General features: G+C 63.4%; 19 protein-coding genes. 7 read left to right on the top strand and 12 right to left on the bottom strand.

Going from position 1 to position 23,506, the window contains the following annotated elements; genetic code table 11:
- Positions 1-225 precede the first annotated feature (225 nt).
- The 6 genes from msuE to NKH93_RS13715 form a co-directional block, all read right to left on the bottom strand.
- A complete protein-coding gene (msuE, locus tag NKH93_RS13740) occupies positions 226-816 on the bottom strand; it encodes an FMN reductase (protein WP_352471353.1) in 591 nt (196 codons plus the stop codon).
- Positions 817-889: 73 nt separating this feature from the next.
- Positions 890-1,945 (bottom strand): aldo/keto reductase, encoded by a 1,056-nt coding sequence (locus tag NKH93_RS13735; protein ID WP_352970619.1) that lies wholly within the window; start codon positions 1,943-1,945, stop codon positions 890-892.
- A 19-nt stretch (positions 1,946-1,964) separates the two neighbouring features.
- Positions 1,965-2,912, bottom strand: a complete 948-nt coding sequence (locus NKH93_RS13730; RefSeq protein ID WP_352471355.1) for an ABC transporter ATP-binding protein — start codon at positions 2,910-2,912, stop codon at positions 1,965-1,967.
- Positions 2,890-3,888, bottom strand: a complete 999-nt coding sequence (locus NKH93_RS13725) for an ABC transporter ATP-binding protein (protein ID WP_352471356.1) — start codon at positions 3,886-3,888, stop codon at positions 2,890-2,892. The genes NKH93_RS13730 and NKH93_RS13725 overlap by 23 nt, the downstream gene beginning before the upstream one ends.
- Before the next feature lie 2 nt (positions 3,889-3,890).
- Positions 3,891-4,889, bottom strand: a complete 999-nt coding sequence (locus tag NKH93_RS13720; protein WP_352970617.1) for an ABC transporter permease — start codon at positions 4,887-4,889, stop codon at positions 3,891-3,893.
- Positions 4,889-5,875 carry an ABC transporter permease gene (locus NKH93_RS13715; RefSeq protein ID WP_352449708.1) on the bottom strand — a complete coding sequence of 329 codons (987 nt, stop codon included), beginning with the start codon at positions 5,873-5,875 and terminating at the stop codon, positions 4,889-4,891. The genes NKH93_RS13720 and NKH93_RS13715 overlap by 1 nt, the downstream gene beginning before the upstream one ends.
- Positions 5,876-6,189: 314 nt before the next feature.
- On the opposite strand from NKH93_RS13715, the gene NKH93_RS13710 reads away from it, so the two are divergent.
- From NKH93_RS13710 to NKH93_RS13690, 5 genes are read left to right on the top strand one after another with little or no spacing between them, the layout of a single operon-like run.
- Positions 6,190-7,800, top strand: coding sequence for an ABC transporter substrate-binding protein (locus NKH93_RS13710; RefSeq protein ID WP_352540160.1), 1,611 nt, complete (start codon positions 6,190-6,192; stop codon positions 7,798-7,800).
- A gap of 59 nt (positions 7,801-7,859) precedes the next feature.
- The gene (locus NKH93_RS13705) at positions 7,860-9,044 is read left to right on the top strand and encodes an LLM class flavin-dependent oxidoreductase (protein WP_352471360.1); all 1,185 of its coding nucleotides are present in this window, start codon (positions 7,860-7,862) and stop codon (positions 9,042-9,044) included.
- A 9-nt stretch (positions 9,045-9,053) separates the two neighbouring features.
- Positions 9,054-10,091 carry an ABC transporter substrate-binding protein gene (locus tag NKH93_RS13700; protein ID WP_352820131.1) on the top strand — a complete coding sequence of 346 codons (1,038 nt, stop codon included), beginning with the start codon at positions 9,054-9,056 and terminating at the stop codon, positions 10,089-10,091.
- An 18-nt stretch (positions 10,092-10,109) separates the two neighbouring features.
- Positions 10,110-11,327 (top strand): acyl-CoA dehydrogenase family protein, encoded by a 1,218-nt coding sequence (locus tag NKH93_RS13695; RefSeq protein ID WP_352820148.1) that lies wholly within the window; start codon positions 10,110-10,112, stop codon positions 11,325-11,327.
- Between the two features lie 5 nt (positions 11,328-11,332).
- Positions 11,333-12,595, top strand: coding sequence for an FAD-dependent oxidoreductase (locus tag NKH93_RS13690; RefSeq protein ID WP_352616956.1), 1,263 nt, complete (start codon positions 11,333-11,335; stop codon positions 12,593-12,595).
- Positions 12,596-12,631: 36 nt separating this feature from the next.
- Here NKH93_RS13690 and NKH93_RS13685 read toward each other — a convergent pair whose 3' ends face one another.
- The gene (locus NKH93_RS13685; protein WP_352616960.1) at positions 12,632-13,723 is read right to left on the bottom strand and encodes a rhodanese-like domain-containing protein; all 1,092 of its coding nucleotides are present in this window, start codon (positions 13,721-13,723) and stop codon (positions 12,632-12,634) included.
- Positions 13,720-15,081: an LLM class flavin-dependent oxidoreductase gene (locus tag NKH93_RS13680; protein WP_352820146.1), complete on the bottom strand. Its 1,362-nt coding sequence runs from the start codon at positions 15,079-15,081 to the stop codon at positions 13,720-13,722. The genes NKH93_RS13685 and NKH93_RS13680 overlap by 4 nt, the downstream gene beginning before the upstream one ends.
- A gap of 181 nt (positions 15,082-15,262) precedes the next feature.
- Here NKH93_RS13680 and NKH93_RS13675 point away from each other — a divergent pair, with 181 nt between their 5' ends.
- On the top strand, positions 15,263-16,702 hold the full coding sequence (locus NKH93_RS13675) for an FAD/NAD(P)-binding protein (RefSeq protein WP_352820130.1): 1,440 nt from the start codon (positions 15,263-15,265) through the stop codon (positions 16,700-16,702).
- Between the two features lie 80 nt (positions 16,703-16,782).
- On the opposite strand, the gene NKH93_RS13670 is transcribed toward NKH93_RS13675, so the two are convergent.
- Together NKH93_RS13670 and NKH93_RS13665 are read right to left on the bottom strand one after the other, a co-directional pair.
- A complete protein-coding gene (locus NKH93_RS13670) occupies positions 16,783-18,378 on the bottom strand; it encodes an ABC transporter substrate-binding protein (RefSeq protein ID WP_352820129.1) in 1,596 nt (531 codons plus the stop codon).
- 94 nt (positions 18,379-18,472) lie between these two features.
- Positions 18,473-20,068, bottom strand: coding sequence for an ABC transporter substrate-binding protein (locus tag NKH93_RS13665; protein WP_352831688.1), 1,596 nt, complete (start codon positions 20,066-20,068; stop codon positions 18,473-18,475).
- A gap of 342 nt (positions 20,069-20,410) precedes the next feature.
- Here NKH93_RS13665 and gcvA point away from each other — a divergent pair, with 342 nt between their 5' ends.
- Positions 20,411-21,421, top strand: a complete 1,011-nt coding sequence (gene gcvA / locus NKH93_RS13660) for a transcriptional regulator GcvA (RefSeq protein ID WP_352820127.1) — start codon at positions 20,411-20,413, stop codon at positions 21,419-21,421.
- Between the two features lie 31 nt (positions 21,422-21,452).
- Here the strand turns inward: gcvA and NKH93_RS13655 are convergent, their stop codons facing one another.
- Together NKH93_RS13655 and NKH93_RS13650 are read right to left on the bottom strand one after the other, a co-directional pair.
- Positions 21,453-22,313 (bottom strand): NADPH-dependent oxidoreductase, encoded by an 861-nt coding sequence (locus NKH93_RS13655; RefSeq protein WP_352918379.1) that lies wholly within the window; start codon positions 22,311-22,313, stop codon positions 21,453-21,455.
- 50 nt (positions 22,314-22,363) lie between these two features.
- On the bottom strand, positions 22,364-23,458 hold the full coding sequence (locus NKH93_RS13650) for an LLM class flavin-dependent oxidoreductase (protein WP_352970614.1): 1,095 nt from the start codon (positions 23,456-23,458) through the stop codon (positions 22,364-22,366).
- Positions 23,459-23,506: the final 48 nt, after the last annotated feature.

Below are 23,506 nucleotides of genomic sequence, written 5' to 3'. Positions count from 1 at the left end.
AACCCCTCGACCGCCCTATTCAAAGAGCGTTGGATTAAAGTCCACTGATATTATAGACTTAGATAGCAATGGAATTCTTAAAATCAGCTCGCGCTTAAAAAAGAATTCGGATTTAGACGGCACCCTGTCGCCCGCGGGATTATTCAGGCGCAAAATGCGGAGTGCTTACGGGCCGCGCCTTGGCCATATATCGCCTATCAGGCACTTGCCTTGGCACTTTATCCGTCAGCCCGAAGCCGCCCGGACCGGTTGGCTCTTCGGCTGGCGCGCTGAAAGCAGGGCAACGAATTGATCCACGGCCTGCCCGGCCCGCGCCAGAACCAGCGAATCTACGAGCTTGCCGTCGGCAAAGTCGCTGTCACTGCCATAGACGGCGCTCGGCACCGTCAGGGCGGAGTAAAAGCCAAACAGCGGGCGAAGCTGATGTTCGACTACCAGCGCGTGGCGCTGGCCACCACCCGTCGCGCCGATCAGGACCGGCCGGTCGACGAGCGCCAGTGGATCGATGAGGTCGAACAGATGCTTGAACAGGCCAGCATAGGAGCCGTTGTAGACCGGCGTCGTGACGATCAGCGCGTCGGCCTGTTCGACCGCGTTTACCACATTCAGCGCCTCCGGCGTCAATTCCCTTCGCGTAAACGCAGCACCCAGACCACGGCCGGCATCGACAAGATCGAGGAAATTTACTGTGACAGACAATCTTTCGCGCAGCGCCTCGCCGAGATGATGCGCCAGCGTCCGCGACTTCGACGGCCTGTGGGTGTTGCCCGAAAGCACGACGATGTTCTGGCGCAGCCGTTCGACGTGGAAATTCATGGGCTCTCTCATCTGTCCAAAGCAATTGGAAACGCGGGCGGGGCCGCCGGCCCCGCCATTTCGTCGGCGACCGTCAGGCGGCGCGCAGAGGCCGTGTCAGCGGGATCGGCGCTGCCGGCTCCGAACGCGGCACGCGGCCTTCGACCGGATGGCTCGGATCATTGAACCCATGCGTTGAGGCATGACCGGCAGTGACGAGGCGGTCGACAAAGGCCTCGTCCTCGGCGCTCAGCCTGAAGTCCAATGCCTTCGCATAGCTGTCCCACTGTTCCTCGGTACGCGGGCCGGCGATCGCCGCCGTGATCAGCCGGTTGTTCAACACCCAGGCCAGCGCGAAATCGGCGGCCGAGACGCCGCGTGACTTTGCGTGCGCCGCGATCTGCCTGGCGATCTCGATCGATTCCGGGCGCCACTCGGTCTCGGCGATGCGCTTGTCGCCACGGCCGGCCCGCGTGTCGGCGGCAGGCGCCTGGTTCGGCTCGTATTTGCCGGTCAGCACGCCGCGCGCCAGCGGGCTGTAGGAGACGACGCCAAGACCGTAGTAGGCGGCCGCCGGCAGCTGTTCGGCCTCGGCGGTGCGGTTGACGATGTTATAGAGCGGCTGGCTGGCTACCGGCCGGTCGATGCCGAGTTCATCGGCCAGATGCGCGACTTCGGCGATGCGCCAGCCACGAAAGTTGGAGACGCCGAAATAGCGCAGCTTGCCCTGGCGGATCAGGTCGGCGATCGCCCGCACCGGCTCTTCCAGCGGCGCATCGAAGACGGCGCGGTGGAAGTAGAACAGGTCGATATAGTCTGTTCCCAGGCGCCGCAGGCTGTTCTCGACCGTCTGGATCACCCATTTGCGCGAATGGCCGCCGAGATTAGGCCCCTTGTCATGCGAGTTGACGAACTTGGTCGCCACGACCCAATGATCGCGCGTCACCTTGATACCGCGACCGACGACTTCCTCGGACTTGCCGTTGTGGTAGACGTCGGCGGTGTCGATGAAGTTGATGCCTTGCTCGCGCGCCTTGTCGATGATGCGATGCGCGACCGTCTCCTCGGTCGGCCCGGCGAACATCATCGTGCCCAGGCTGAGCGGCGAAACCTTCAGGGCGCTGCGGCCAAGATAGCGGTAGTCGGACATTTTTCTGCTCCGTTGAATTTCAGTTGATGGTTGGTTCGGCGTAGTGGCAGGCGACATGGTGTCCCGGCGCGATCGCTCGGAACGCCGGTTCCTGCGAACGGCACAGATCGGTCGCCAGCGGGCAGCGGGTATGGAAACGGCAGCCGCTGGGGATGTTCTGCGGGCTTGGCAGATCGCCATGGATCGGCGCGGCCTGACGTCGGCGCGCCGGGTCCGGCACGGCATCCATCAGCGCGCGCGTGTAGGGATGCTTTGGCGAGGTCCACAGCGCCGCATTGTCGGCGCTTTCGACAATGCGTCCGAGATACATCACCAGCACCCGGTCGGCGAAATAGCGAACGACTGATAGATCGTGCGAAATGAAGAGATAGGACAGGCCGAGCTGACGTTTCATGTCGACCAGCAGGTTCAGAATCTGCGCCTGGATCGAAAGGTCGAGCGCCGACACCGGCTCGTCGCACACAACCAGTTCCGGATTGAGGATCAGCGCCCGGGCGATGCCGATGCGCTGGCGTTGCCCGCCGGAAAATTCATGCGGGTAGCGGCCAAGCGAATCCCTCGGCAGACCGACACGCTCGATGATGTCCTCGACGATGGTGCGCCGCTCGGCCGTGTTGCCGATGCCATGGACCTTCAGTGGTGCTGTCAGGATGTCGCCGATCGTGTGGCGCGGATTGAGCGATGCGAACGGATCCTGGAAGATCATCTGGATATTACGGCGCGCCGCCTTCAGCCGGCGCGTGTCGAGAACGGTGATGTCGGTGCCGTTGAACTCGATCCTGCCGCTAGTCGGGTCGACCAGCCGCATGATGGTCTTGCCTAGCGTCGATTTTCCGCAACCGCTTTCGCCGACGAGACCAACCGTCTCGCCGCGTCCGACTTCGAGGGATACGCCATCGACGGCGCGCAGCGTGCCGCCCTGGGCGTGGAAATGGGTGGAAAGGTCAGAGACCGAGAGCAGCGCCATGCGCAACCTCCGGAATGAAGCTGTAGGGGCAGGCGACTAGACGATCCTCGCTCACCTCGACGAGGTCGGGTACGAAATGGGCGCAGCTGTCGCGCGCCACCGCGCAGCGCGGGCGGAACGGGCAGCCCTTTTCGCCGGCGGCCGAGACGATACTGCCGGGAATCTCCGTCAGCCTGGCGTCGCGGTAGTGGAGATTGGTCTTCAGCCGCGGCGACGCCGCCAGCAGGCCGCGCGTATAGGGGTGAAGGGGTGTTCTGAACAGTGCGTCCGGCAGCGCCTGTTCAACCTTGCGGCCGGCATACATGACGACGACCTTGTCGGCCCATTGTGCCACGACACCAAGATCGTGGGTGATGAGCATGACAGCCATCGACAGTTCGCGGCGCAGCGTATCGAGCAGGTCGAGCACCTGCGCCTGGATGGTCACGTCGAGCGCCGTCGTCGGTTCGTCGGCAATCAGCAGGCGCGGCCGGCAGGCGACGGCGATGGCAATCATGATGCGCTGGCGCATGCCGCCGGAAAGCTGGTGCGGATAGTCATCGATGCGCCGCTGCGGATCGGGAATGCGAACCAGATTGAGAAGCTCGATGGCACGGTTCCGCGCTGCCTTGCCGCGTATGCCTTCGTGCAGCGTCAGCACCTCGGTGATCTGCCGGCCGATGGTCAGCACCGGATTGAGCGACGTCATCGGCTCCTGGAAGATCATGGCGATCTCGCGTCCGCGCAGGCTCCGCATAGCCTTCTGGTCGAGACCAAGCAGATCCTTGCCGGCGAATTCGATCCTGCCATTGGGTATTTTCGCCGAGCGCGGCAGAAGCTGCATCAGGGCGAGCGCGGTCAGCGACTTGCCGGAGCCTGATTCACCAACGATCGCCAGCGTCTCGCCCTCACCGACCTCGAAGCTCAGCCGGCTGACCGGCTCGGCGGTCGGGAAGCGAACCGTCAGATTGTCGATCCTGAGCAAAGGAGCCGCCATCTCTATCGCTCCTGTGAGAAGCGCGGGTTGAGCGCGTCGTTGAGGCCGTCACCGATCAGGTTCAGCGCCAGCACGGTAAAGACGATCGCCAGTCCCGGAAGCGCTGTCAGATACCAAGCGGTGCGGATCAATTCCCTGCCCGCTCCGATCATCGAGCCCCAGCTGACGACGTTGGGATCGCCGAGGCCCATGAAGGACAGCGCCGATTCCATCAGGATCGCGGTCGCCACCATCACCGACGAGGTCACGATCAACGGCGGCAGCGCATTGGGCAGGATCTCGCGGAAGATAATGCGGACATGGCCGTAGCCGAGGCTGCGGGCGGCCATGACGAAATCCTTCTCGCGGATGGCCCGGAACTCGGCGCGGGTCAACCGCGCCACCGTCGGCCAGGTGATGACGGCGATCGCCACTGTCACGACAGGCGCGGTCGGCTGCGCGATCGCCACCATGACGACCAGCAGCACGAAGCTCGGTATGGTCTGAAAGATCTCGATCAGGCGCACCAGCAGGTCGTTGATCCAGCCGCCGAAGTAGCCGGCGGCGGCGCCGACCAGGATGCCGAAGCTGAGGCCGAGCGCGGTCGCCACCAGGCCGACGAACAGCGAAATCCGTGCGCCATGCAGAATGCCCGAAAGCACATCGCGGCCCATGGAGTCCGTGCCCAGTGGGAAGGCTGGGTTCTGGCCCGGCCACAGGAAGGGCCGCGCCACCATCGATAGCGGATCGGCCGGATAGAGGACTGGTGCCAGCAGTGCGGCCAGCACGACCAGTGACAGGAACACAACGCCGAACATGGCGTTGGGATTGCGCAGGAAAACCTTCAGCGCACGCCCGCCAGCGGCTATCGGCACCGACGCTGCCGAAGCGGAGCGTGCGTCGGGCGCGTGGAGATTGCTCCAACTCTTTGCCTCGGGTTCAGGCGGTGCCGCGGGCCCGCGGGCATCGGCATGGAGACGGCGGGAACGGGCATCGCCCGCGGCGAAATCGGTGGAAGCCATCAGCGTACTCCGATGCGGGGATCGAGCCAGGCGTGCAGAAGATCGACGGTCGCGTTGGCGATGATCACCAGCAGCGACGACAACAGAAGGATGCCGAGCAGCACGGTGAAATCGCGGCCCATGACCGCTTCGAAGGCGAGACGCCCGAGGCCGGGCCAGGAATAGACAGTCTCGACAACCACGGCGCCGCCGAGCATGCCGCCGACATGCATGCCGGCCATGGTGGTAATGGGGATCAGCGCGTTGCGCAGGACATGGCGAATGGTGATGATGGCCGGCGGCAGGCCCTTGGCTGCGGCGGTGCGCACGTAGTCCTGCGACTGGACCTCCAGCATCGCCGCTCGTGTCAGCCGCGCATAGATCGCCACGTAGAACAGCGCCAGCGACAGTGCCGGCAGGATCATGTAGCGCGCCCTGTCCCAGAGCCCGGCAAGGCCGGTCAGGTTGCTGCCGATGGTTCCCGAGCCGCCGCTCGGCAGCCAGCCGAGCTTGACCGAAAACAGCACGATCAGCATCAAGCCGATCCAGAAACCCGGGATTGAATAGAACAGCAGCGAAATAACGGAGAGCACACGATCCGGCAGGCGCCCGGCAAACACCGCCATCACCGATCCAAGGGCGAGGCCGAGCACAATGGCGACGGCCAGAGCCACCGCCATCAGCACTAGCGTGCCGGGCAGCCGCTGGCCGATCAGGTCGGCGACCGGCATGCCGTAGCGCGGCGAAAAGCCGAGGCTGAAATGCGCCAGATTGTAGAGATAGTTGAACAGCTGGACGAGAAGCGGATTGTCGAGCCCGAAGCGCTGGCGAAGCGCCGCCATCGTTTCGACAGTGGCCGAGCCAGCCTCGCCGGCCATGACATCGGCGGCATCGCCGGGCGCGAGCTGCAGCAGGAAGAAGTTCAGGATGACGATGCCCAGAACGGTCGGCACCGCCTGGATGGCGGTGCGCCGGAAGGTTCTGCCAATGCGCGTCAGGGTCGACATCGTTTTCGCTATCCCGGCTGTGGCTGACGATGCGGGTTTGCTGTTTCCCGGAAAGTTCCGCGCTTTTTAGTTGACAAGATTTATAGACATTGTCAAACCTGATTTAAGAAATTTTATCCTGCAAATGGCTTCATTGCAGAATAGAATTTTATTTCATACTACAAACTTAGCTGTTTGAAGTATGAAATCTTAAGCGCGGGAGCAGGTCGGCCAAATCTTTTCGCAAACGGGCCCGCTCTTGGAACGACGGATTTTTAGCCTGGCGGCCGACGATCGGCCGATCGGGTCCGGCAGCAAAAAAGGACCAGGACGCTATGTCTCATTTCCTCAGTCCGAACCGCCGCAGGTTCCTCGGCATCTCGGCGGCCGCGCTCGGAGCGACCCTGTTGCCTGCATCGCGCAGCGCCTACGCCGCCGAGCCGAAACAGGGTGGAACGGCGACGCTGGTGCTCTCGGCTGAGCCGCCTGTGCTGACGACCATCGCCCACACGGCATTCAATTCGGTCTACGTCTCGGCAAAGACCACCGAGGGCCTGCTGACCTATGATTTCGATCTCACGCCGCGCCCATCCCTGGCCAGACAATGGTCAGTCAGTGGCGATGGGCTGCAATACACCTTCAAGCTGCGCGAAGGCGTGAAGTGGCATGATGGCCAGCCGTTCACCGCCGCCGACGTCGCCTATTCGATCACCACGATCAGAGAGGTTCATCCGCGCGGCCGCAACACCTTCCTCAACCTTGTAGACATCCAGACGCCGGATCCGCTGACCGTAGCGCTGGTTCTGTCGAGGCCGGCGCCTTACTTGATCACGGCCCTGGCTGCGGCCGAAACGCCAATCGTGCCGAAGCACCTCTATGACGGCACAAAGGCAGCCGAAAATCCGGTCAACGTCGCTCCGGTCGGCACCGGCCCGTTCGTCTTCAAAGAATGGGTGCGCGGCAGCCACATCGTTTACGAACGCAATCCTGACTACTGGGACGCACCGCGCCCCTATCTCGACCGGTTGATCGTGCGCTTCATCCCGGACGCTTCGGCGCGCGCGCTGGCGCTGGAGACCGGCGAGATCGATCTGGCGCCGGCAACGCCGATTCCGTACAGCGATTTGCAGCGTTTTGAGACGCTGCCGCATATCGGCTTCGAGAAGCAGGGCTACCAATATTCCAATGGCATCAGCCGGGTCGAATTCAACCTGGAGAAAGCCTATTTCCAGGATGTTCGCGTCCGCCGTGCCTTCGCCCATGTCATCGACCGCAACGTCATCCGCGAGACGATCAACTATGGCTATGGCGAAACCATTCCAGGCCCGATCAACCCCAATCTGAAGAAGTGGTTCGTCGCCGACCTGAAGACCTATCCGGTCGACACGGCCGCCGCCGATAAACTGCTCGATGAAGCAGGCTTGCCGCGCGACGCCAACGGTACCCGGCTCAAGCTTGTCCACGACTATGTCCCGAGCGGCGAAACCTACAAGCGCGGCGCCGATTACATCAAGCAGGCATTGGCCGCGGTCGGGATCGAGGTCACCGTGCGCAGCCAGGATTTCGCCACCTACACCAAGCGCATCTACACCGACCGCGACTTCGACTTCACCTTCAACGGCATGAGCAATCTGTTCGACCCGACGGTAGGCGTACAGCGCCTCTACTGGTCGAAAAATTTCAAACCCGGCGTGCCGTTCTCCAACGGTTCGAAATACAGCAATGCCAAGGTCGACGAACTTCTTGAAGCGGCCGCCGTCGAGGTCGACCACGAAAAGCGCTTCGAGCAATGGGCCGCGATCCAGCAGATCCTTGTCGAGGACCTGCCCGATATCGGCATCGTCAGCCAACCGGAAATCACCCTCTACAACAGGCGCATAGCCGGTCACACGGTGGGCGCCGAGGGCAATGCCGGCTCCCTCGCAACCGCCCATATCGTCGCCTGAGCCTGACCCGTGCGCGGTCCTTCGCACGGGTTCCCTTCCTCCACCCGAGAAAGTTCGCCATGACGCTCGCCCACAAGCCTGGTTCCATCGTCGGCACGCCCTTCTTCAAGGCGCCGACCGACTATCCGGACAGCCCGCTGTCGAAAGCGCTTCAGCAGCCGGTGCTGCTCGGGCTATTCTTGCCGATCCAGGCCGGTGGCTGGACCAACTCGACCTTGCCGCGCTCGACCGACTGGCGCTTCGACTACAATCGCGACCTGACGTTGAAGGCCGAGGAGCTTGGCTTCGACCTCGTCTTCGCGCTCAGCCAGTGGCTGCCCAAGGGCGGTTATGGCGGTGTCTTCAACGGCCAGGCGCTGGACAGTTTCGTCTCCGTCGCGGCCATGGCCGCGATCACCAAGAAGATCATGCTGATCTCGACCATGCATGTTCTCTACGGTCCCTGGCATCCGCTGCATCTGGCGAAATTCGGCGCCACGCTCGACCACATCTCCGGCGGCCGCTGGGGCATCAACGTCGTCACCGGCCATCGCGCCGTCGAACATGAAATGTTCGGCTGGAACCGCATCGAGCACGACCGCCGCTATGAACTCGCCGCCGAGTTCGTCGAAGTGCTGCAGCGACTGTGGCAGGACGACGAGAATTTCTCATTCTCCGGAGAATCGAGCTGGAAGCTCAATGGCGGCTTCGTCACGCCCAAGCCGAATTACGGCCGGCCGATCCTGGTCAATGCCACCGGCTCCGACGCCGGCATTTCCTTTGCCGGCCGCTATTCCGACATCGTCTTCGTCACCAGCCCGGCCGGCTCCGACATCGCCAGCGCGCTGGAAGCGCTGCCGGCGCATACGAAGAAGGTGAAGGACGCAGCCCTCGGCGTCGGCCGCACCGTGCGCACGCTGCTCAACCCGCTGGTCATCAGCAGGCCGACCGAGAAGGAGGCCTGGGCGGTCGCCGATGAGATCGTCGCTCATGCCGACAGCCGCACGCCGAAAGGCTTCCAGACCTTCAACAGCGATGCCCAGGCCTGGAAAGGACGCGAGGGCCGCGACGATCCCTACGCCAAGGTCGGCGGCAACATCTATCTCATCGGCACGCCCGAACAGATCGTCGACCAGTTCGTCAAGTTGAAGGACGCCGGCATTGACGGCCTGCAGCTGTCCTTCTTCGATTTCAAGCCTGACCTCGAATTCTTCGGCGAGAACATCCTGCCGCTGATGAAGCAGGCCGGCCTGCGCAACACCTAAGGAGCCATCATGACCGCGACTGCGATCTCCGAAATCTGGTACACACGCTGCCCGGTGCCGACGCCTGTCGGGCTCGCCGCACAGCTCGGGCTTCTCGACGAGACCTTTCGCAAGGAGGGGATCGAATTGAAGTCGATCATCGATTCGCCCAATCGCGACATCCGCCAGAGCCATTTCAACCATACGCTCGACTGGTCGTTCCGCCACGGCGGCAACGTGCCGCCGATCCGCGCGCGGTCCGAAGGGCGCAAGACGCGTCTCGTCGGCATCACCTGGACCGACGAATTCCAGGCAATCATCGCCCTGCCCGGTTCCGGCATCAGGACAATCCAGGACCTGAAAGGCCGTCGCTTCGGCATCGCCCGGCGCCCCGAGGGAATCGTCGACTTCATGCGAGCGACGGCGTTGAAGGGACTGGTCTCGGCGCTCTCGCTCGAGGGCCTTGGCTATGGCGACGTCGAGATCGTCGACATAGCGCTGGCCGACAGCGTGCTCGACGGCCAGGAAGGACCGTCGCTGTTCGGCCTCAAGCGCAAGCAGCCCTATGGCGAGGAAGCCGCAGCCCTGATCCGCGGCGAGGTCGACGCCATCTATGTCAAGGGCACGGCCGGCATCAATGTCGCCAATCTGATCGGCGCCATCCAGGTCGTGGAATTCGGCTTCCACCCCGACCCGAACATCCGCATCAATTCCGGTTCGCCGCGCGTGCTGACCGTCGATGAACTGCTGGCGGAACAACGCCCCGATCTGGTCGCGCGACTGATCGAGACCATCCTGCGCGCCAGTGCCTGGGCCGAGGCGCATCCGGAAGAGACGCAGCGCTTTGTTGCCCGCGAAGCCGGGGCCACCGAGGAACAGGTGCTGGCCGCCAATGGCCCGGATGTCCATAAGCATCTCGGCCTCGGACTGCAGCCTGAGCTCGTCGCAGCGGTTTCCCACTACAAGGATTTCCTGCGCGACTGGGGCTTCCTCGCCGGCGATTTCGACGTCGAGCACTGGGTCGATCGCCGGCCGCTCGATCTGGTGAACATTCGGGCCGCCGCCTGAGAGAAAGCCAACGTCATGATGTCGACAATTGCCGAGTTTCCGCAACTCCTCGAGAAAGTGGCCGGCCTCGCCGACGACTTCGCGCTGACCGCCGCGCATCACGACGCGACCGGGGAATTCCCATTCGCCAATTTCGACCGGCTTCACCAGGCGGGGCTGCTTGGCCTGGTCACGGCGCGCGAACATGGCGGCTTCGGTGGCGGGCTGACGGAAGCACAGGCGGTGATCGCCGAGATCGGTCGTGGCGAGCCGTCGACAGCGCTGGTGCTGGCCATGCACTACAACAGCCAGTATGCGATGCGGAAATCCGGAAAATGGCCGCGCCATCTGGTTCAGCGGATTGTCGAGGCCGGGCGCCTTGGCCCTGCCCTGATCAACGCCGCCCAGGCCGAGCCCCGGATCGGCTCGCCAGCTCATGGCAAGCCGCCCGAAACCATTGCCCGGCGGGACGGCAACGTCTGGCGGATATCCGGCCACAAGAACTACGTCACCGGCATTCCTATTCTGAAATGGGTGAACTTGCTGGCGCTGACCGACGAGCCGCAGCCGCGTCTGGCTTCATTCCTGGTGCCGACCGACGCGCCTGGATTTCGCGTCGAAAAGACATGGAACGCCGCCGGCATGCGGGCGACGGCCAGCGACGACATCATTCTGGATAATGTTGCGGTTCCTGCCGAAGACATCACCGAGGCGCAGCCGGCATCCGAGCCGCTGAGGCGCGAGGAAAGCGCGACGGCGTTCTTCTTTTCGCTGATCGGCGCTGTCTACCACGGTGCCGCCCGTGCTGCCCGTGACCGGCTGGTCTCCTTTGTCAGCACGCACGCGCCGGCAAGTCTTGGTGCGCCGCTGTCGACCGTGCCGCACATCCAGTCAGGGCTGGGCGACATAGAGGTTCGGCTTGCGAGCAGCGCGCGGCTGCTGCGTTCACTCGCCGAAGATGTCGACGCCGGCCGGCCTGTGGGCACCGACGGCATGACGGTCAGGCATGTCGTCATCGACAATGCCGTTGCCGTCACCTCGCTGGCGCTGGAGCTTGCCGGCAATCCAGGCCTTAACAGAGATTTCCAGCTTGAGCGCCACCACCGTGATGCGCTGACCGCCCGTTCCCACGCACCGCAGAACCACATGATCCGCACGATCGCCGCCAAGGCGACGCTCAGCCGCCATATCGCCCGGCAGTTGGCCGAGACGCCGGCTATTGCCGCGGGCAAGCCCAAGCTCGCGGCGGTCGGTTGAGCGCCATGACAACAGAACATGTCGAAGTCGCCATCATCGGCGGAGGCCCCGGCGGCCTGACACTGGCGCAAGGCCTGAAGAAGAACGGCATCAGTGTCGCGGTCTTCGAGAAGGACCGCGCCCGCACCGACTATGTCCAGGGTTTTCGTCTGCGCATCCGCCAGCGCGGCATCGATTCCCTGATCGCCAATTTGCCGCCGGAACTCTACGACGCTTTTGTCGCCACGCTCGGCCAGGCGCCGGATCGCAACATCCTGCTCGACGAGAATTTCAACATTCTGGGCGAGGATGCCTGGGGCGGCGGCAACGCGCCGGGCGAGGCCGACGACACGCATATCGAAAAATCGGTAAGCCGTATCACGCTGCGCCAGGTGCTGTTGTCCGGCCTCGACGGCATCATGCGCTATGGCAAGGTCTTCTCTCGCTACGACGAGCAGCCGGATGGTTCGGTCGTCGCGCATTTCGAGGACGGCTCGGCAATCCATGCCGACGTGCTGGTCGGTGCCGACGGCGCCCGCTCGCGGGTGCGCCAGCAACTGGTGCCGCATGCGCGAAGCTTCGACACCGGCGTCAGGCGTCTGGCCGGCAAGATGACGCTGCATGCCGCAGCCCTTCACCAGATCTCGCCGCTGCTACTCGACTACAATGCCGGCGTCAGGCCAACCGAAGGTCATGGGCTTATGGTCACCAGCCACAGGGTCAATGTCGACGCATTCCGAAAGCATGGACTGATCGGGCTGGACGACGCCACCCACAAGGATTTTTCCGGCTTCCATTTCAACAACACCACCAGCTATGTCTGGTGGAACACCGCCTATGAAAAGGACGAACTTGCCACAGACGACGCGCTGGCAAAGCTCTCCGGTTCAGAACTGATTGACCTGCTGATCTCGAAGATCGCCCACTGGCACCCGGAAATCCTCAACCTCATCCGCTACACCGACCCATCGACGGTGGCGCTGCTTCATGTCCACAGCTCCGAACCTGTCGATCCCTGGCCGACGAAACCGGTGACGCTGCTTGGCGATGCCATCCACGCCATGACCTATTTTCGCGCGCTTGGCGGCAACACCGCGATCTACGACGCCGGGCTGCTGGTGCCAGAGCTGGTGGCCGCCAAACGCGGCGACAAGCCGCTTCTCCAGGCGCTGTCGGAGTATGAGGCCAAGATGCTGGAGCACGGCGCCAAAGCCGTGCGGTCTTCGCTGACGGCGATGCAGAAGAACGTGCTGGCGGGCCGTCGCCGCCAATCGGAAGCCGCCGAATAGTGGCCCCCGAAAAAATCGCCTGACAGTGCTCCTGCCCTACGCCGCTTCCACCAGGCTGGTCGACTGGAAGTCGTACAAGAGGATCGCGATCTCGAAGCCGCGCCGCTGCAGCCAATGCGCCGTCGTCGCCGCGCGGACACCGAGCAGATCGTCGATCAGCACGACGCGGGCGCCGCGCACGGCGATGGTGCGATAGGCGACACCGAGCAACTGCCCGCCCTCAGACGCGATCGACCCCGGAATATGCGCTTCGGCGAACTCGTCGGGCGTGCGCACGTCAAGCAGGTAGGTCGTCCGCGTTTCGTCCTTCGCCCAGTTTGCGGCCGTGGCCGCATTGATGCGGGGAAAGCTGTCGCCTTCGGCAAGCTTTGCGATGTGCTCCCCGGCGAAACGCTTGGCATCCTCGCTTGCCGGACCATAGATTGCGGTCTTGCCGGTTTCGAGTGCAAGACCGGCCTCGCGCCATGCCCTGGTGCCGTCGTGCAGATAGGCGACCCGGTTGGGCACGCCGGCATCGATCAGTGTCTGCGCCCCGATGATGGCGCGCGGCAGGCCGGCGCAGGAGACGACAACCTTCGTCTCCGGTGAACGCACCAGGTCGGCGAAGCGTAGCACCAGCTCGGCGCCCGGCACGCTGATGGCGCCCGGCACATGGTCCTTTTCGAACTCCGCCACCGTGCGGCTGTCGAGCACCACCACGTCGGCGCCTCGGCCTCTGAGCACCGCGAGCTCTTCAACGCTGACGACCGGGGTTCCCTTCTCGTCGCGGATCGCCAGCGAAAAATCGACGCCCGGCGTATCGAAGGTCGGCAGGTCTTCAACGCCGCTTTGCGTCCATTCCGGAATTCCACCGTTCAGCGAAAACAGCTGAGTACGGCCATACCCCACCAGTCGTTCGACAAGTTGCTCGGCAACGCCGCTGCCGTCGTCCGCCAGCACGGTGCGCACCGATTTGCGCGGGATGAAGCGGTCGATCTCGGCCTCGACCTGAGCCGCGGGCAGGTTGGTGGCGAACAGCGGCGATGCGTATCCGACAGTCGCGCTGTCGCGAATGTCTAGTACCGCCAGTTCTTCGCCATCCGCCAGCCATTGGCGAAACATTTTCGAATCGATCGTCCTGTCGCTCATGATGCTTTCCTCTCTTGCTGTTCAGCGGCGCCACGGATCGGACGCGCAAGGCCGAGGTTCTCGCGCAACGTCCCGCCTTCGTAAGCAGTCCGGAACAGACGCCGCCGCTGCAGCTCCGGAATGACGAGGTCGACAAAATCGGTGAGGCCCGTCGGCAGGATCGGCGGCATGACGTTGAAGCCGTCCGCCGCGCCACCGGCGAACCACTCCTCCATCATGTCGGCCACATCCTTTGGCGTGCCGACGATCTGGAAATGGCCGCGCGCGCCGGCAACGGCGAGATACAATTGGCGGATGGTCAGGTTCCGGCTCGCGGCCAATTCGGAAACGACTTTCAGGCGGCTCTTCACGGCATCGGAACTGCCCAGTTCCGGCAACGGTCCGTCGAGTGAATGGCCGGAAAGATCGACACCGCCGAGCAATCCTGAAACCAGCGCCACACCAACCACAGGATCGACCAGGCGCTGGATCGCATCGAACTTGTCCTCGGCGTCCGTGCGCGTCGGCGCGACGACCGGGAAGACACCGGGCATGATCTTCAAAGAATCGGCAGAGCGACCAAAGGAGCCCAACCGGCCTTTCAGCTCGCTGTAAAAACCTCGGGCCGATTCGATGGTCGGATGGGCGGTGAAAACCACCTCCGCCGTCTGCGCCGCCAGCTGCTGGCCGGCATCGGAAGAGCCGGCCTGAACGATGACGGGATGGCCCTGCGGCGGGCGGGCGACGTTGAGCGGCCCTTTGACGCGGAAATGCCGGCCGACATGGTCCGGGGCGTGGATGCCGCGCCGGTCGATGGCGATCCCCGAAGCCTTGTCGGCGACGAAGGCATCGTCGTCCCAGCTGTCCCAAAGCTTCTGCGCGACAGCGACGAATTCCTCGGCGCGGGCGTAACGGTCGGCATGAACGGGATGCTGGTCGAGGCTGAAATTCGCCGCCGCCGGCGCATCGGCTGAGGTGACGACATTCCAGCCTGTCCTGCCGCCGCTGAGATGATCGATCGAAGCGAACAGCCGCGCCAAGTGGAACGGCTCCCAATAGGTGGTCGAGGCGGTCGCAACGAGCCCGATCCCTTGCGTGATGGTCGAGAGCGCCGACAAAAGCGTCAGCGGCTCGAAATGCACGACATGGCCGGTGCGCTCGAAGGTCTCGATCGGCTGCTCGCCATTGCGCGCGCTGAGGCTGTCGGCCAGAAACACCATGTCGAACAGGCCACGCTCGGCAGTGCGCGCGGCGTCCGCATAGTGCTGGAAGCTCAGGCCCGGATTGGCAGGCACATCGGGATGGCGCCAGGCAGCGACATGATGGCCCGGTCCGCGAACAAAGGCTCCAAGCCTTATCTTTCGATTTTCAGTCATCAGCGGTTCTCGGGCTGGTCGCAAAGGGCGTTCCTATCTAGCGCCTGCCAAACCCGCTGAGTGAAAGAATGCCTTTCGCCAGCTGGCAATTATTGTTTTTTGACATCGGGTTACGGGAAAGCACGATGATCGTTGCCGGGGCGATGGGCTGGAGCCACGACCACCGGCGTCGCAAAGGTTCTTGATGCTTCATACCCCTTCCTCCCCGCTACGCTCGATCCCTCGTTCAATCATCATCGTTGGCGGCGGCTTTGCCGGCGCGGTTACCGCGATCAAGCTGCTCGACCGTTCAACTGAGCCGCTGGCAATCACCATCATCGAGCGCCGGGCCGAGCTTGGTCGCGGCGTCGCCTATAGCACCGTCGATCCACAACACCTCGTCAACGGCGCGGCGCGCATCTTCTCGCTGCATCCGGACGATCCCGATCACCTCGTTCGCTGGCTTATGGCGAATGGGCCGGAGCACGGCTGGACACCGCCCGAGGATGTCCCGGACTCAAGCCCGCCGCGCTGGCTGTTCGGCAGCTATGTCCTGTCGGAACTGACGAGAGCGATCAGAGAAGCAGATCCGCGTTCTTCGCTGCGCCACATCAAGGCATCCGCCGTCGACATGCTGACGGGTCCGTCCGGGGTATGCGTCGGCACCAGCGATAGCCAGCAATTGCTGGCGGATGAGGCGGTACTGGCAACCGGGGTGTTCCAGAGCCAGCCGTCCACCACGGAAGCAGCCGTCGTCGGCGATCCCCGTTATGTCGCCAATCCCTGGGATTCGGCGGCGCTCGATCGGCTCGCTGGCAGCAAGGAACTGCTGCTGATCGGCTCCAGCCTCAGCATGGTCGACGTCGTCGCCAGCATGGAAGCGCGCGGCTTCAAGGGCGGTTATCGCGTCGTGTCGCGGCGCGGACAGATCGTCGAACCTCGGCGCAACGTGGAAGCGTGGCGCGATTTCCTCGCCGGGCGGCCGCTGCCGAAAACCACCAGGGCGCTTCTCGCACTGGTCAAGGCCGAACGCCGGGCAATCGAACCCACCGGCCTGGACTGGCAAGGGCTGCCGCTGACGATCCGGCCGTGGATCCTGGCCTTGTGGCAAGGCGCCACCGACAAGGAGCGCTTGAAGTTCGCACGCCATCTGCGCGCCTTCTGGGATGTCACCGCGCACCGCGCGGCGCCACCGAGCTTTGAGCGCGTGGCACTGGCGCGAAGCCAAGGCCGTTGGACGGGTCGAGCGGGACGGGTGCTGGCACTCCATCCGCAGGCAAATGGCATCGTCGCTGAAATCCGCTGGCGTGATACCGGCGCGGTCGAACGGCTGCGCTTCGACGGCGTCGTCAACTGCCGCGGCCATCAGGAGCATGATTGGCGGCGGATCGCCGATCCATTCGTCCAGAACCTGCTCGAGAACGGCATCGTCAGGCCGCATGCGACCGGCTTCGGCATCGACGCGACGCATGACTGCCAGGTGATTTCCCGTGATGGCGAGACCCATGGCAATCTGTTCGCCATCGGCCATCCGCTGCGCGGCGTCGCCTGGGAATCGAGCTCGATCGGCGAACAACTGGCGCAGGCCATAGCCCTTGCCGGCCTTCTGGTCGGCGCCAGCCCAAGGCTGCGTGCTTTGGCCTGAAGTTACCAGCTTTGCGAAATGGAAGAAACGAAAACGGCCGCAGCTCTATGCGGCCCTTCTCTCATGATTGCCCGGCAGATTTAGGCGTTCGGGTCGAGATAGGCGTCGGCGAAATTCGCTGACAGGCCTTCGGCGCCAGGCGCGTAGTTCTTGACGGTTTTGCGGGCGATGATGATGGTCGGTGGCGCGATCAGATTGATGATCGGCAACTCGTCGGCGATGATCTCCTGGAACTTGAAGAAGAGCTGCTTGCGCTTGGCCTCGTCTAGCTCGACCGATGCGGCTTCCAGCAACCGGTCAACCTCCGGGTTCTCATAATGCGCGCCGTTGGAGAACGGCAGCCCTTTCTTGATGTTCTTTGACCAGTAGAGCCGCTGCGCCCCGGCGCTCGGGTCGAAGATGTTGCCGCAAGATTCGGTCGACAGGTCCCAAGTGCGGTCGGTGTAGATGGTTTTGACATAGGTGCCGAAGTCGAACTTCTGGATCTCGGCGTCGATACCGATCTTGGCCAGCGCCTGCTTGAGGAAGTCGGCATAGCCCCACGGATTGTAGGGATTGTTGGTGAGCCTTAGCTTGAAGCGGATGCCGTCCGCTCCTCGCTTGAAACCGGCCTCGTCTAACAGTTTTTCCGACAGCGCCGTATCGACGGTCGCGGCCTTCACGTCGGGATCGAAATACTTCTTGTTGACGACGCTGATCGGTGTCGGCGACACTTGGCCATAGCCGTAGAACACGATGGCGTTGACCGCATCGAGATCGATCGCATGTGCGATTGCCTGGCGGACTTTTTTCTCCTTCAGGATCGGGTTTTCGAGGTTGATGATCAGTTGGTGCAGCGGGCCGCTATAGGCGAAGACCGTGCTGTCGACGACGAATTGCGGCAGCGCCTTGAAACGCTCCAGATCGGCGAAGGCCACCGGGTTCGGTCCGATGTCGACCTCGCCCGTTTCGAGCGCCGCGGCGCGCGCGCCCGGATCGGTGATGAAGCGGAAAATGATCCGGTCGAGATAGGGTTTAGGCGCATCCCAATAGGTCGGATTCTTTTCGACGAGGATGTGGCTGCCCTTTACCCATTCCTTCAGCACGAACGGCCCGCTGCCGATGATCTGCTCGAAGGACGGATCGTCGGCCGGCTTCAGCTTCTCGTAAATGTGTTTGGGCACGACAGGCGATTCCGTCGCGGCCAGCCCCGAAATCAGGGCGGCGGACGGCTTCGACAATTTGATCTTCACGATATGCGGGTCCGACGTGTCGATGTCGGTGACGTTCTGGAAGGTGATGCGACCGCGCGGATGCGCTTCGCGCAGCCGGGAGATAGAAAAGGCCACGTCCTCGGAGGTCAAATCATGGCCATCGCTGAACTTCACTCCCTGGCGCAGCTTGAAGACGTATTCGAGCCCGTCGTCGCTGATCGACCATTCGGTGGCCAGTTGCGGTCGCGGATTGAGATCGTAGTCGTAGGCGAGCAGGCCGTCGAAAATCTTCGGACCGATGGTGGCCGGTCCGCCAGCGCTGGTGTTGATGGAAACGATCTGGTTCGGCTCGGGATAGTAGACGAAATTGAGCGTGCCGCCGGCCACCGGCTTTGCGTCTTCTGCGAATGCCCCGGCGGGAAGTGCAGCACTCGCGCCGGCCAGCAGCAGGAACTGATTGAACAGGCGTCGGTTGATGGTCATGGTCGGTACTCCGAATTGGCGCGATTTGTCTTCATGGAGAAAGTCGGGACCGGAGTTTCACGTGCCGATCCCAACCAGAGGGCTTGCAGAACGCTTAGGCGTTTGGCGCGAGCCATATCTGCGCGAAGCTGTTGTTGATCCCCTGAGCGCCTGGCGCGAAATCCCTGACCTTCTTGTTGGCAACAATCTGGGCGCCGGCGGCGACCAGATCGACCGACACCACGTCGTCATGGATGATGTGCTGGAATTTGTACCAGAGCTCGCGCCGCTTGGTCTCGTCGGGCTCGATCGCCGCCGCTTCGAGGATCTGGTCGACCTCGGGGTTTGCATAGTGGCTGGCGTTGGAGAAGACGAGGCCGATCTTGAAGTTCTTCGACCAGTAGGCGCGCTGGACACCGAGCGTCGGATCGAAGGTGTTCGACAGCGACTCGACGACCAGGTCCCAGGCGCGGTCGGTGTAGACGGTCTTCAGGAACGTCGACAGGTCAAGCTTGAGGATCTCGGCATCGATGCCGACCGTCGCCAACGACTGCTTGATGAAATCGGCATAGGACGCCGGCAGGAACGCGTTGTAGGCAAGCCGGAGCTTGAAGCGCGTCCCATCGGCGCCACGCGGATAGCCGGCGTCGTCGAGCAGCTTCTCCGCCAGTTTGGTATCGGGCTCGCGCGCCTTGATGCTGGGGTCATACCATTTGGGCAGCGCCGTGCTGATCGGGCTCGGCGATACCTGCGCATAGCCGTAGAGCGCGATGTCGACCAGCTTCTGCAGGTCGATTGCGTGGGCGATGGCAAGGCGCACATCGCGCTTGGTCAGGATTTCGTTCTCGTAATTGAAGAACAATTGCTGCTGTGGGCCGGAATAGGCGTAGGTGTTGGTGTCGACGACCAGAGCGGGGTTTGCCTTCAGCCGTTCGATGTCGGCCAGCGGCACGGGATTGGCGCCGATATCGATCTCGCCGGTTTCAAGAGCCGCCGAACGCGCGGCCGGGTCGAGGATGACGTGCAGGACGATGCGGTCGAGGTAGGGCCGAGGCGCGTCCCAATAATCCGGATTGCGGTCGAAGATCAGATGGCTGCCGGGCACCCATTCCTTGAGAATGAAGGGACCGGTGCCGATCGTCTGTTCGAGCTTCGGCTGTTCCGCCGGCTTGAACGTTTCGTAGACGTGCTTCGGCACAATCGGTGATTCCGAGCTGCTCAGTGCCGTGATCAGATAGGGCGCCGGCTTTGAAAGCACGATGATGGCGGTGTGCGGATCGGGCGTCTCGACCGCGGTCACGTTTTGGTAGGTGATGCGGCCGCGCGGATGCGCCTCCTTCAGCCGGAAGATGGTGAAGGCAACGTCTTCCGACGTGAAGTCCTTGCCGTCATGCCATTTGACGCTCTCGCGCAGCTTGAAGGTGTAGCGCAGGCCGTCATCGCTGATCGACCACTCCGTCGCCAGCAGCGGTTTCGGGCTGAGGTCATAGGCGAAATCAAGCAGACCTTCATTCACCTTGGGACCGATCGCCTGGCCGGTGCCCGACGAGGTGTTGATGGCAATCAGCGAGGTGGGGTCGGGATAGTAGGCCCAGTTGAGCGTGCCACCCTGGACCGGCGTTCCTTCGGCAGCGAAGGAAACCCCGGGCAATGCGAAGCTCGCACCGCCAAGCAACAGCAGCTGGTTGAAATGACGACGATTGACAGACATGGCCTTGAGCTCCGGAAAACGGCTACGATGGCATCCGGCGGCCGAACACACTCCGGCGCCTCGACGCGATGATCCCTGCCACGCCGCAAAACCGGAAGAATGATTTTCTATCGTCTGCCGAAAGCACTGCTTCGCACGACCGTTTCATTCCAGGATCTGGCAAAGCTGCTCGACGCCCAAATCAGCGCTCCGATCTTATTTCTACAAGAATTGTAGACATTACGATTTTTTAGATTTCCGTTCCCGCTGCCGCGACGCTGCGGCAAACGAAATTTTCCACCGGGCACTTTGGCGCAAAGCCCGCCCTCGTCGCGCCCGGCCTGAACGTGTTGAATGCGCTCCATGGTCGATCTCATTCGCGCAAAATCAAGGAAGCTGCGGCCGACGCTGGCGAGGCTTCCGCCGCTGACGTCGCTTCGCGCTTTTGTCGCAACCGCCCGCCACCTGAGCTTTACGCGGGCGGCCGAAGAACTCCATGTGACGCCTGCCGCCATCGGCCAGCAGATCCGCCTGCTCGAGGATCACCTCGGTCAACCGCTGTTCCATCGCAACCGTGGCGAGCTTCTGCTGACGTCGGCCGGCCAAGCGCTGATGCCCGGCCTCACCGAGGCTTTCGACGTCGTTGTCGAGTCGGTCGCGCGGATTTCCGGCGACGAGGAGGATGCGCCGATCAAAGTGTCGGTCGCGCCCTCCTTCGCCAGCAAATGGCTGATCCCGCGCCTCGACGCACTGCGCGACGCGGTACCCGGCCTAGAAGTGCTGGTCGACGCATCGACCAGGCTTGCCGATTTTGCCAGCGAAGACGTCGACTGCGTCATCCGCTACGGGTCGGGCGCCTATAGCGGCCTGCTGACGGAACGGCTGTTTTCGGAAGCGGTGCTGCCCGTCTGCAGCCCGGAATTTGCTCGCATGCACGGTCTCTATCGCGGGCCGGAGGGGCTGCGTGACGCACCGATCCTGCATGAGGACGGTCCGGAACGCGATCCAAGCTGCCCTGACTGGAAGGGCTGGCTGAGATCCAACGGCCTGTCTGGCCGCTTTGTCGAAGGCGGTATACGGCTTAGCCAATCGTCACTGGTGCTCGACGCGGCTGTGGCCGGCAAGGGCATCGGTCTCGGCAAATTCCGGCTGGCCGAGCCTGACCTCGCCGCGGGGCGTCTGGTCAGTCCATTCGGCTCACCGCAGCCGGTCGAGTTTTCCTATTATTTTGCGACGACGCCGCACAAGGCGAAGCTGGAGACGGTCGAGCGCTTTCATGGCTGGCTGAAGGCCGAGGCGCGCCAGCTCGGCGCTCTCGACGTCCCACCGCCGGCGGCGCTTCCGGCGCGCATCGCCATCATCGCGGCCGAATAGCCTCGCCGCGGTCTCGCGAGCAGGCGCGCGCCTATTTGAGCTTGAAGCCCAGCGCTTTGAGCACTTCGCCCAGGCGATCACGGCCTTTCAGCGCTGCTTTGCTGCCGATGCGGTTCGAAACCAACTCTGTCCAGTCCAACACAGGCATCGCCTGCTCCTGCTGGAATGAACGAAGCCTCTGGTTGTAGGCTGCAAGATCGTCCGGATCGGGCTCTGATCGATAGCGCTCGCGGTGCAGCACCGCAGCCTGCGGCAGTCTGGGCTTGATGTCAGTCGCAGCCAGGAGATCGGGATAGCCGACGGTCAGGCCGAACACCGCCACGGTTTCCGGCGGGAGGCCGAGTTCGCGCGCCACCTCCTGCGGATGATTGCGCATCGCGCCGATGTAGCAGGAGCCGAGCCCGAGTGCATCGGTCGCCACCACGGCGTTCTGTGCGGCAAGTGCGGCGTCGATCACGGCCAGCAGAAAACTCTCCTGATAGTCTAGCCCCTCGCCCACCCGGCCTTTTGCCTCGGCAATGGCACGCAGCCGCGACAGGTCGGCCAGCCAGACCAGCAGCAGCGGCGCCTGCTCGATATGGCGATTGATCGCCGCCAGTTCGGCAAGCCGCGCCTTGCGCGCCGGATCCTCGACTGCGATGACGCTCCACGCCTGGAGATTGGAAGAAGTCGGCGCCGACTGGGCGGCGGCGACGATCAGTTCCAGCGTCCCTTCGGGCAGAGGCTTGGCGAGATAATTGCGGACCGAGCGATGCGAAAGGATCGCCTCGAGGGCTTCGTTCCAGCTTCCGGTATGCGCGCTTTGCGGCGCTCGATAACGCCGCCGCAGCGCCGCTTCACCACGCAGGTCAGCGTCGGAAGGGCGGATGCTGAAGGCGGCCGGCTGTGACATCGTCTTCCCTACTGGCAATCTGGCTTATTCGGTGTTCTGACGACCCCAGGTCATTCAAGAAGCGCGGCTTGGGCCCCGTTGCGCAAAAGCGGAAGCAACTGATCGCCTTGCCGCTTGATCTCGGAAAGATACGGCGTGTCCGAGAGCACGAAGTGTGTGATGCCCAGGTCCCGGTACCTGCCGAGCGAGCGGGCGACGTCGGCGGCCGAGCCGACCAGCCAGGTGGTGCCAGCGCCGCCGCCGCCATATTTGCCCGGCGCAGTATAGAGATTGTCGTCCAGCACCTCGCCGCGCGCGTGCAGATCGAGCAGACGCTGCTGGCCCACCGCTACCGCTCGACCGTGATCGTTCCAGCCGGCTCCCTGGCCCTTGGCCATCTCGTCGACCTTCGCTTCTGCGTCCGCCCAGGCCTGCCCAGCGGTGTCGCGGACCAGCGTGGTGACCCGCAACCCGAACTCCAGAGGCGGGAGGTCTCGGTCGAGTTCCCTGCTCAAGGCTTTGAGTCGCTCGATCCGCTCCCGGACGCCGTCGAGCGGCTCGCCCCAGAAGAGCTGGACATCCGCCTCGCTGGCCGACACCCGCGCCGCCGCCTCCGACGCGCCGCCGAAGTAGAGCTTGGGATGGCGACGATCGCCACGGACATGGATGCGGGGCATCACGGTAGAGCCAGTGACCTGGAAGTGCTCGCCCGCAAAGGTCACGTTCTCTTCAGTCCAAAGTCTGCGAACCAGGCGCATGAACTCTCTGGTACGGGCATAGCGATGTATCTGGTCACCTTCGCTGTCGCCATACGCAGCGAGGTTGTCCTTGCCTGACACTATGTTGATACGCACGCGACCGGCGGTCAGCTGGTCGAGCGTGGCTACGGCGGATGCGAAGTGCGCCGGCCGCCAGTACCCCGGGCGGATCGCGATGAGCGGCTCGAAGGAGGTGGTCCGCGCGGCGAGCGAGGCCGCGACAGTAAAAGTGTCGGGCCGACCCCAGCCGGTACCGATCAGCGCGCCCTTCCAGCCGTATTCCTCAAGCGCCTTCGCGTGGCTGGTCAGCGTCTCCAGGCTGTTGTGGTTCTCGACGGCCGGCTCGCCGCGGTGACCGGGAGCGACCTGGTTCGGGATGTACCAAAGAAACTCGGTGTCAGCGCTCATTGTCGGGCCTGTATTTTGGCCGGGCATGGAGGTCAATGGCAGGACCTT

The sequence above is a fragment of the Mesorhizobium sp. M0954 genome (assembly GCF_040319155.1).
In the GTDB taxonomy this organism is placed as follows: domain Bacteria; phylum Pseudomonadota; class Alphaproteobacteria; order Rhizobiales; family Rhizobiaceae; genus Mesorhizobium.
Note: the sequence above shows the minus strand (reverse complement) of the source record. Positions and strands in the feature narration are given on the sequence as shown.

Bases quoted from the DNA above. Each gene is read 5' to 3' on its own strand.
- msuE (WP_352471353.1), bottom strand. From the start codon at position 816: ATGAATTTCCACGTCGAACGGCTGCGCCAGAACATCGTCGTGCTTTCG.
- NKH93_RS13735 (WP_352970619.1), bottom strand. From the start codon at position 1,945: ATGTCCGACTACCGCTATCTTGGCCGCAGCGCCCTGAAGGTTTCGCCG.
- NKH93_RS13730 (WP_352471355.1), bottom strand. From the start codon at position 2,912: ATGGCGCTGCTCTCGGTCTCTGACCTTTCCACCCATTTCCACGCCCAG.
- NKH93_RS13725 (WP_352471356.1), bottom strand. From the start codon at position 3,888: ATGGCGGCTCCTTTGCTCAGGATCGACAATCTGACGGTTCGCTTCCCG.
- NKH93_RS13720 (WP_352970617.1), bottom strand. From the start codon at position 4,889: ATGGCTTCCACCGATTTCGCCGCGGGCGATGCCCGTTCCCGCCGTCTC.
- NKH93_RS13715 (WP_352449708.1), bottom strand. From the start codon at position 5,875: ATGTCGACCCTGACGCGCATTGGCAGAACCTTCCGGCGCACCGCCATC.
- NKH93_RS13710 (WP_352540160.1), top strand. From the start codon at position 6,190: ATGTCTCATTTCCTCAGTCCGAACCGCCGCAGGTTCCTCGGCATCTCG.
- NKH93_RS13705 (WP_352471360.1), top strand. From the start codon at position 7,860: ATGACGCTCGCCCACAAGCCTGGTTCCATCGTCGGCACGCCCTTCTTC.
- NKH93_RS13700 (WP_352820131.1), top strand. From the start codon at position 9,054: ATGACCGCGACTGCGATCTCCGAAATCTGGTACACACGCTGCCCGGTG.
- NKH93_RS13695 (WP_352820148.1), top strand. From the start codon at position 10,110: ATGTCGACAATTGCCGAGTTTCCGCAACTCCTCGAGAAAGTGGCCGGC.
- NKH93_RS13690 (WP_352616956.1), top strand. From the start codon at position 11,333: ATGACAACAGAACATGTCGAAGTCGCCATCATCGGCGGAGGCCCCGGC.
- NKH93_RS13685 (WP_352616960.1), bottom strand. From the start codon at position 13,723: ATGAGCGACAGGACGATCGATTCGAAAATGTTTCGCCAATGGCTGGCG.
- NKH93_RS13675 (WP_352820130.1), top strand. From the start codon at position 15,263: ATGCTTCATACCCCTTCCTCCCCGCTACGCTCGATCCCTCGTTCAATC.
- NKH93_RS13670 (WP_352820129.1), bottom strand. From the start codon at position 18,378: ATGACCATCAACCGACGCCTGTTCAATCAGTTCCTGCTGCTGGCCGGC.
- NKH93_RS13665 (WP_352831688.1), bottom strand. From the start codon at position 20,068: ATGTCTGTCAATCGTCGTCATTTCAACCAGCTGCTGTTGCTTGGCGGT.
- gcvA (WP_352820127.1), top strand. From the start codon at position 20,411: ATGGTCGATCTCATTCGCGCAAAATCAAGGAAGCTGCGGCCGACGCTG.
- NKH93_RS13655 (WP_352918379.1), bottom strand. From the start codon at position 22,313: ATGTCACAGCCGGCCGCCTTCAGCATCCGCCCTTCCGACGCTGACCTG.
- NKH93_RS13650 (WP_352970614.1), bottom strand. From the start codon at position 23,458: ATGAGCGCTGACACCGAGTTTCTTTGGTACATCCCGAACCAGGTCGCT.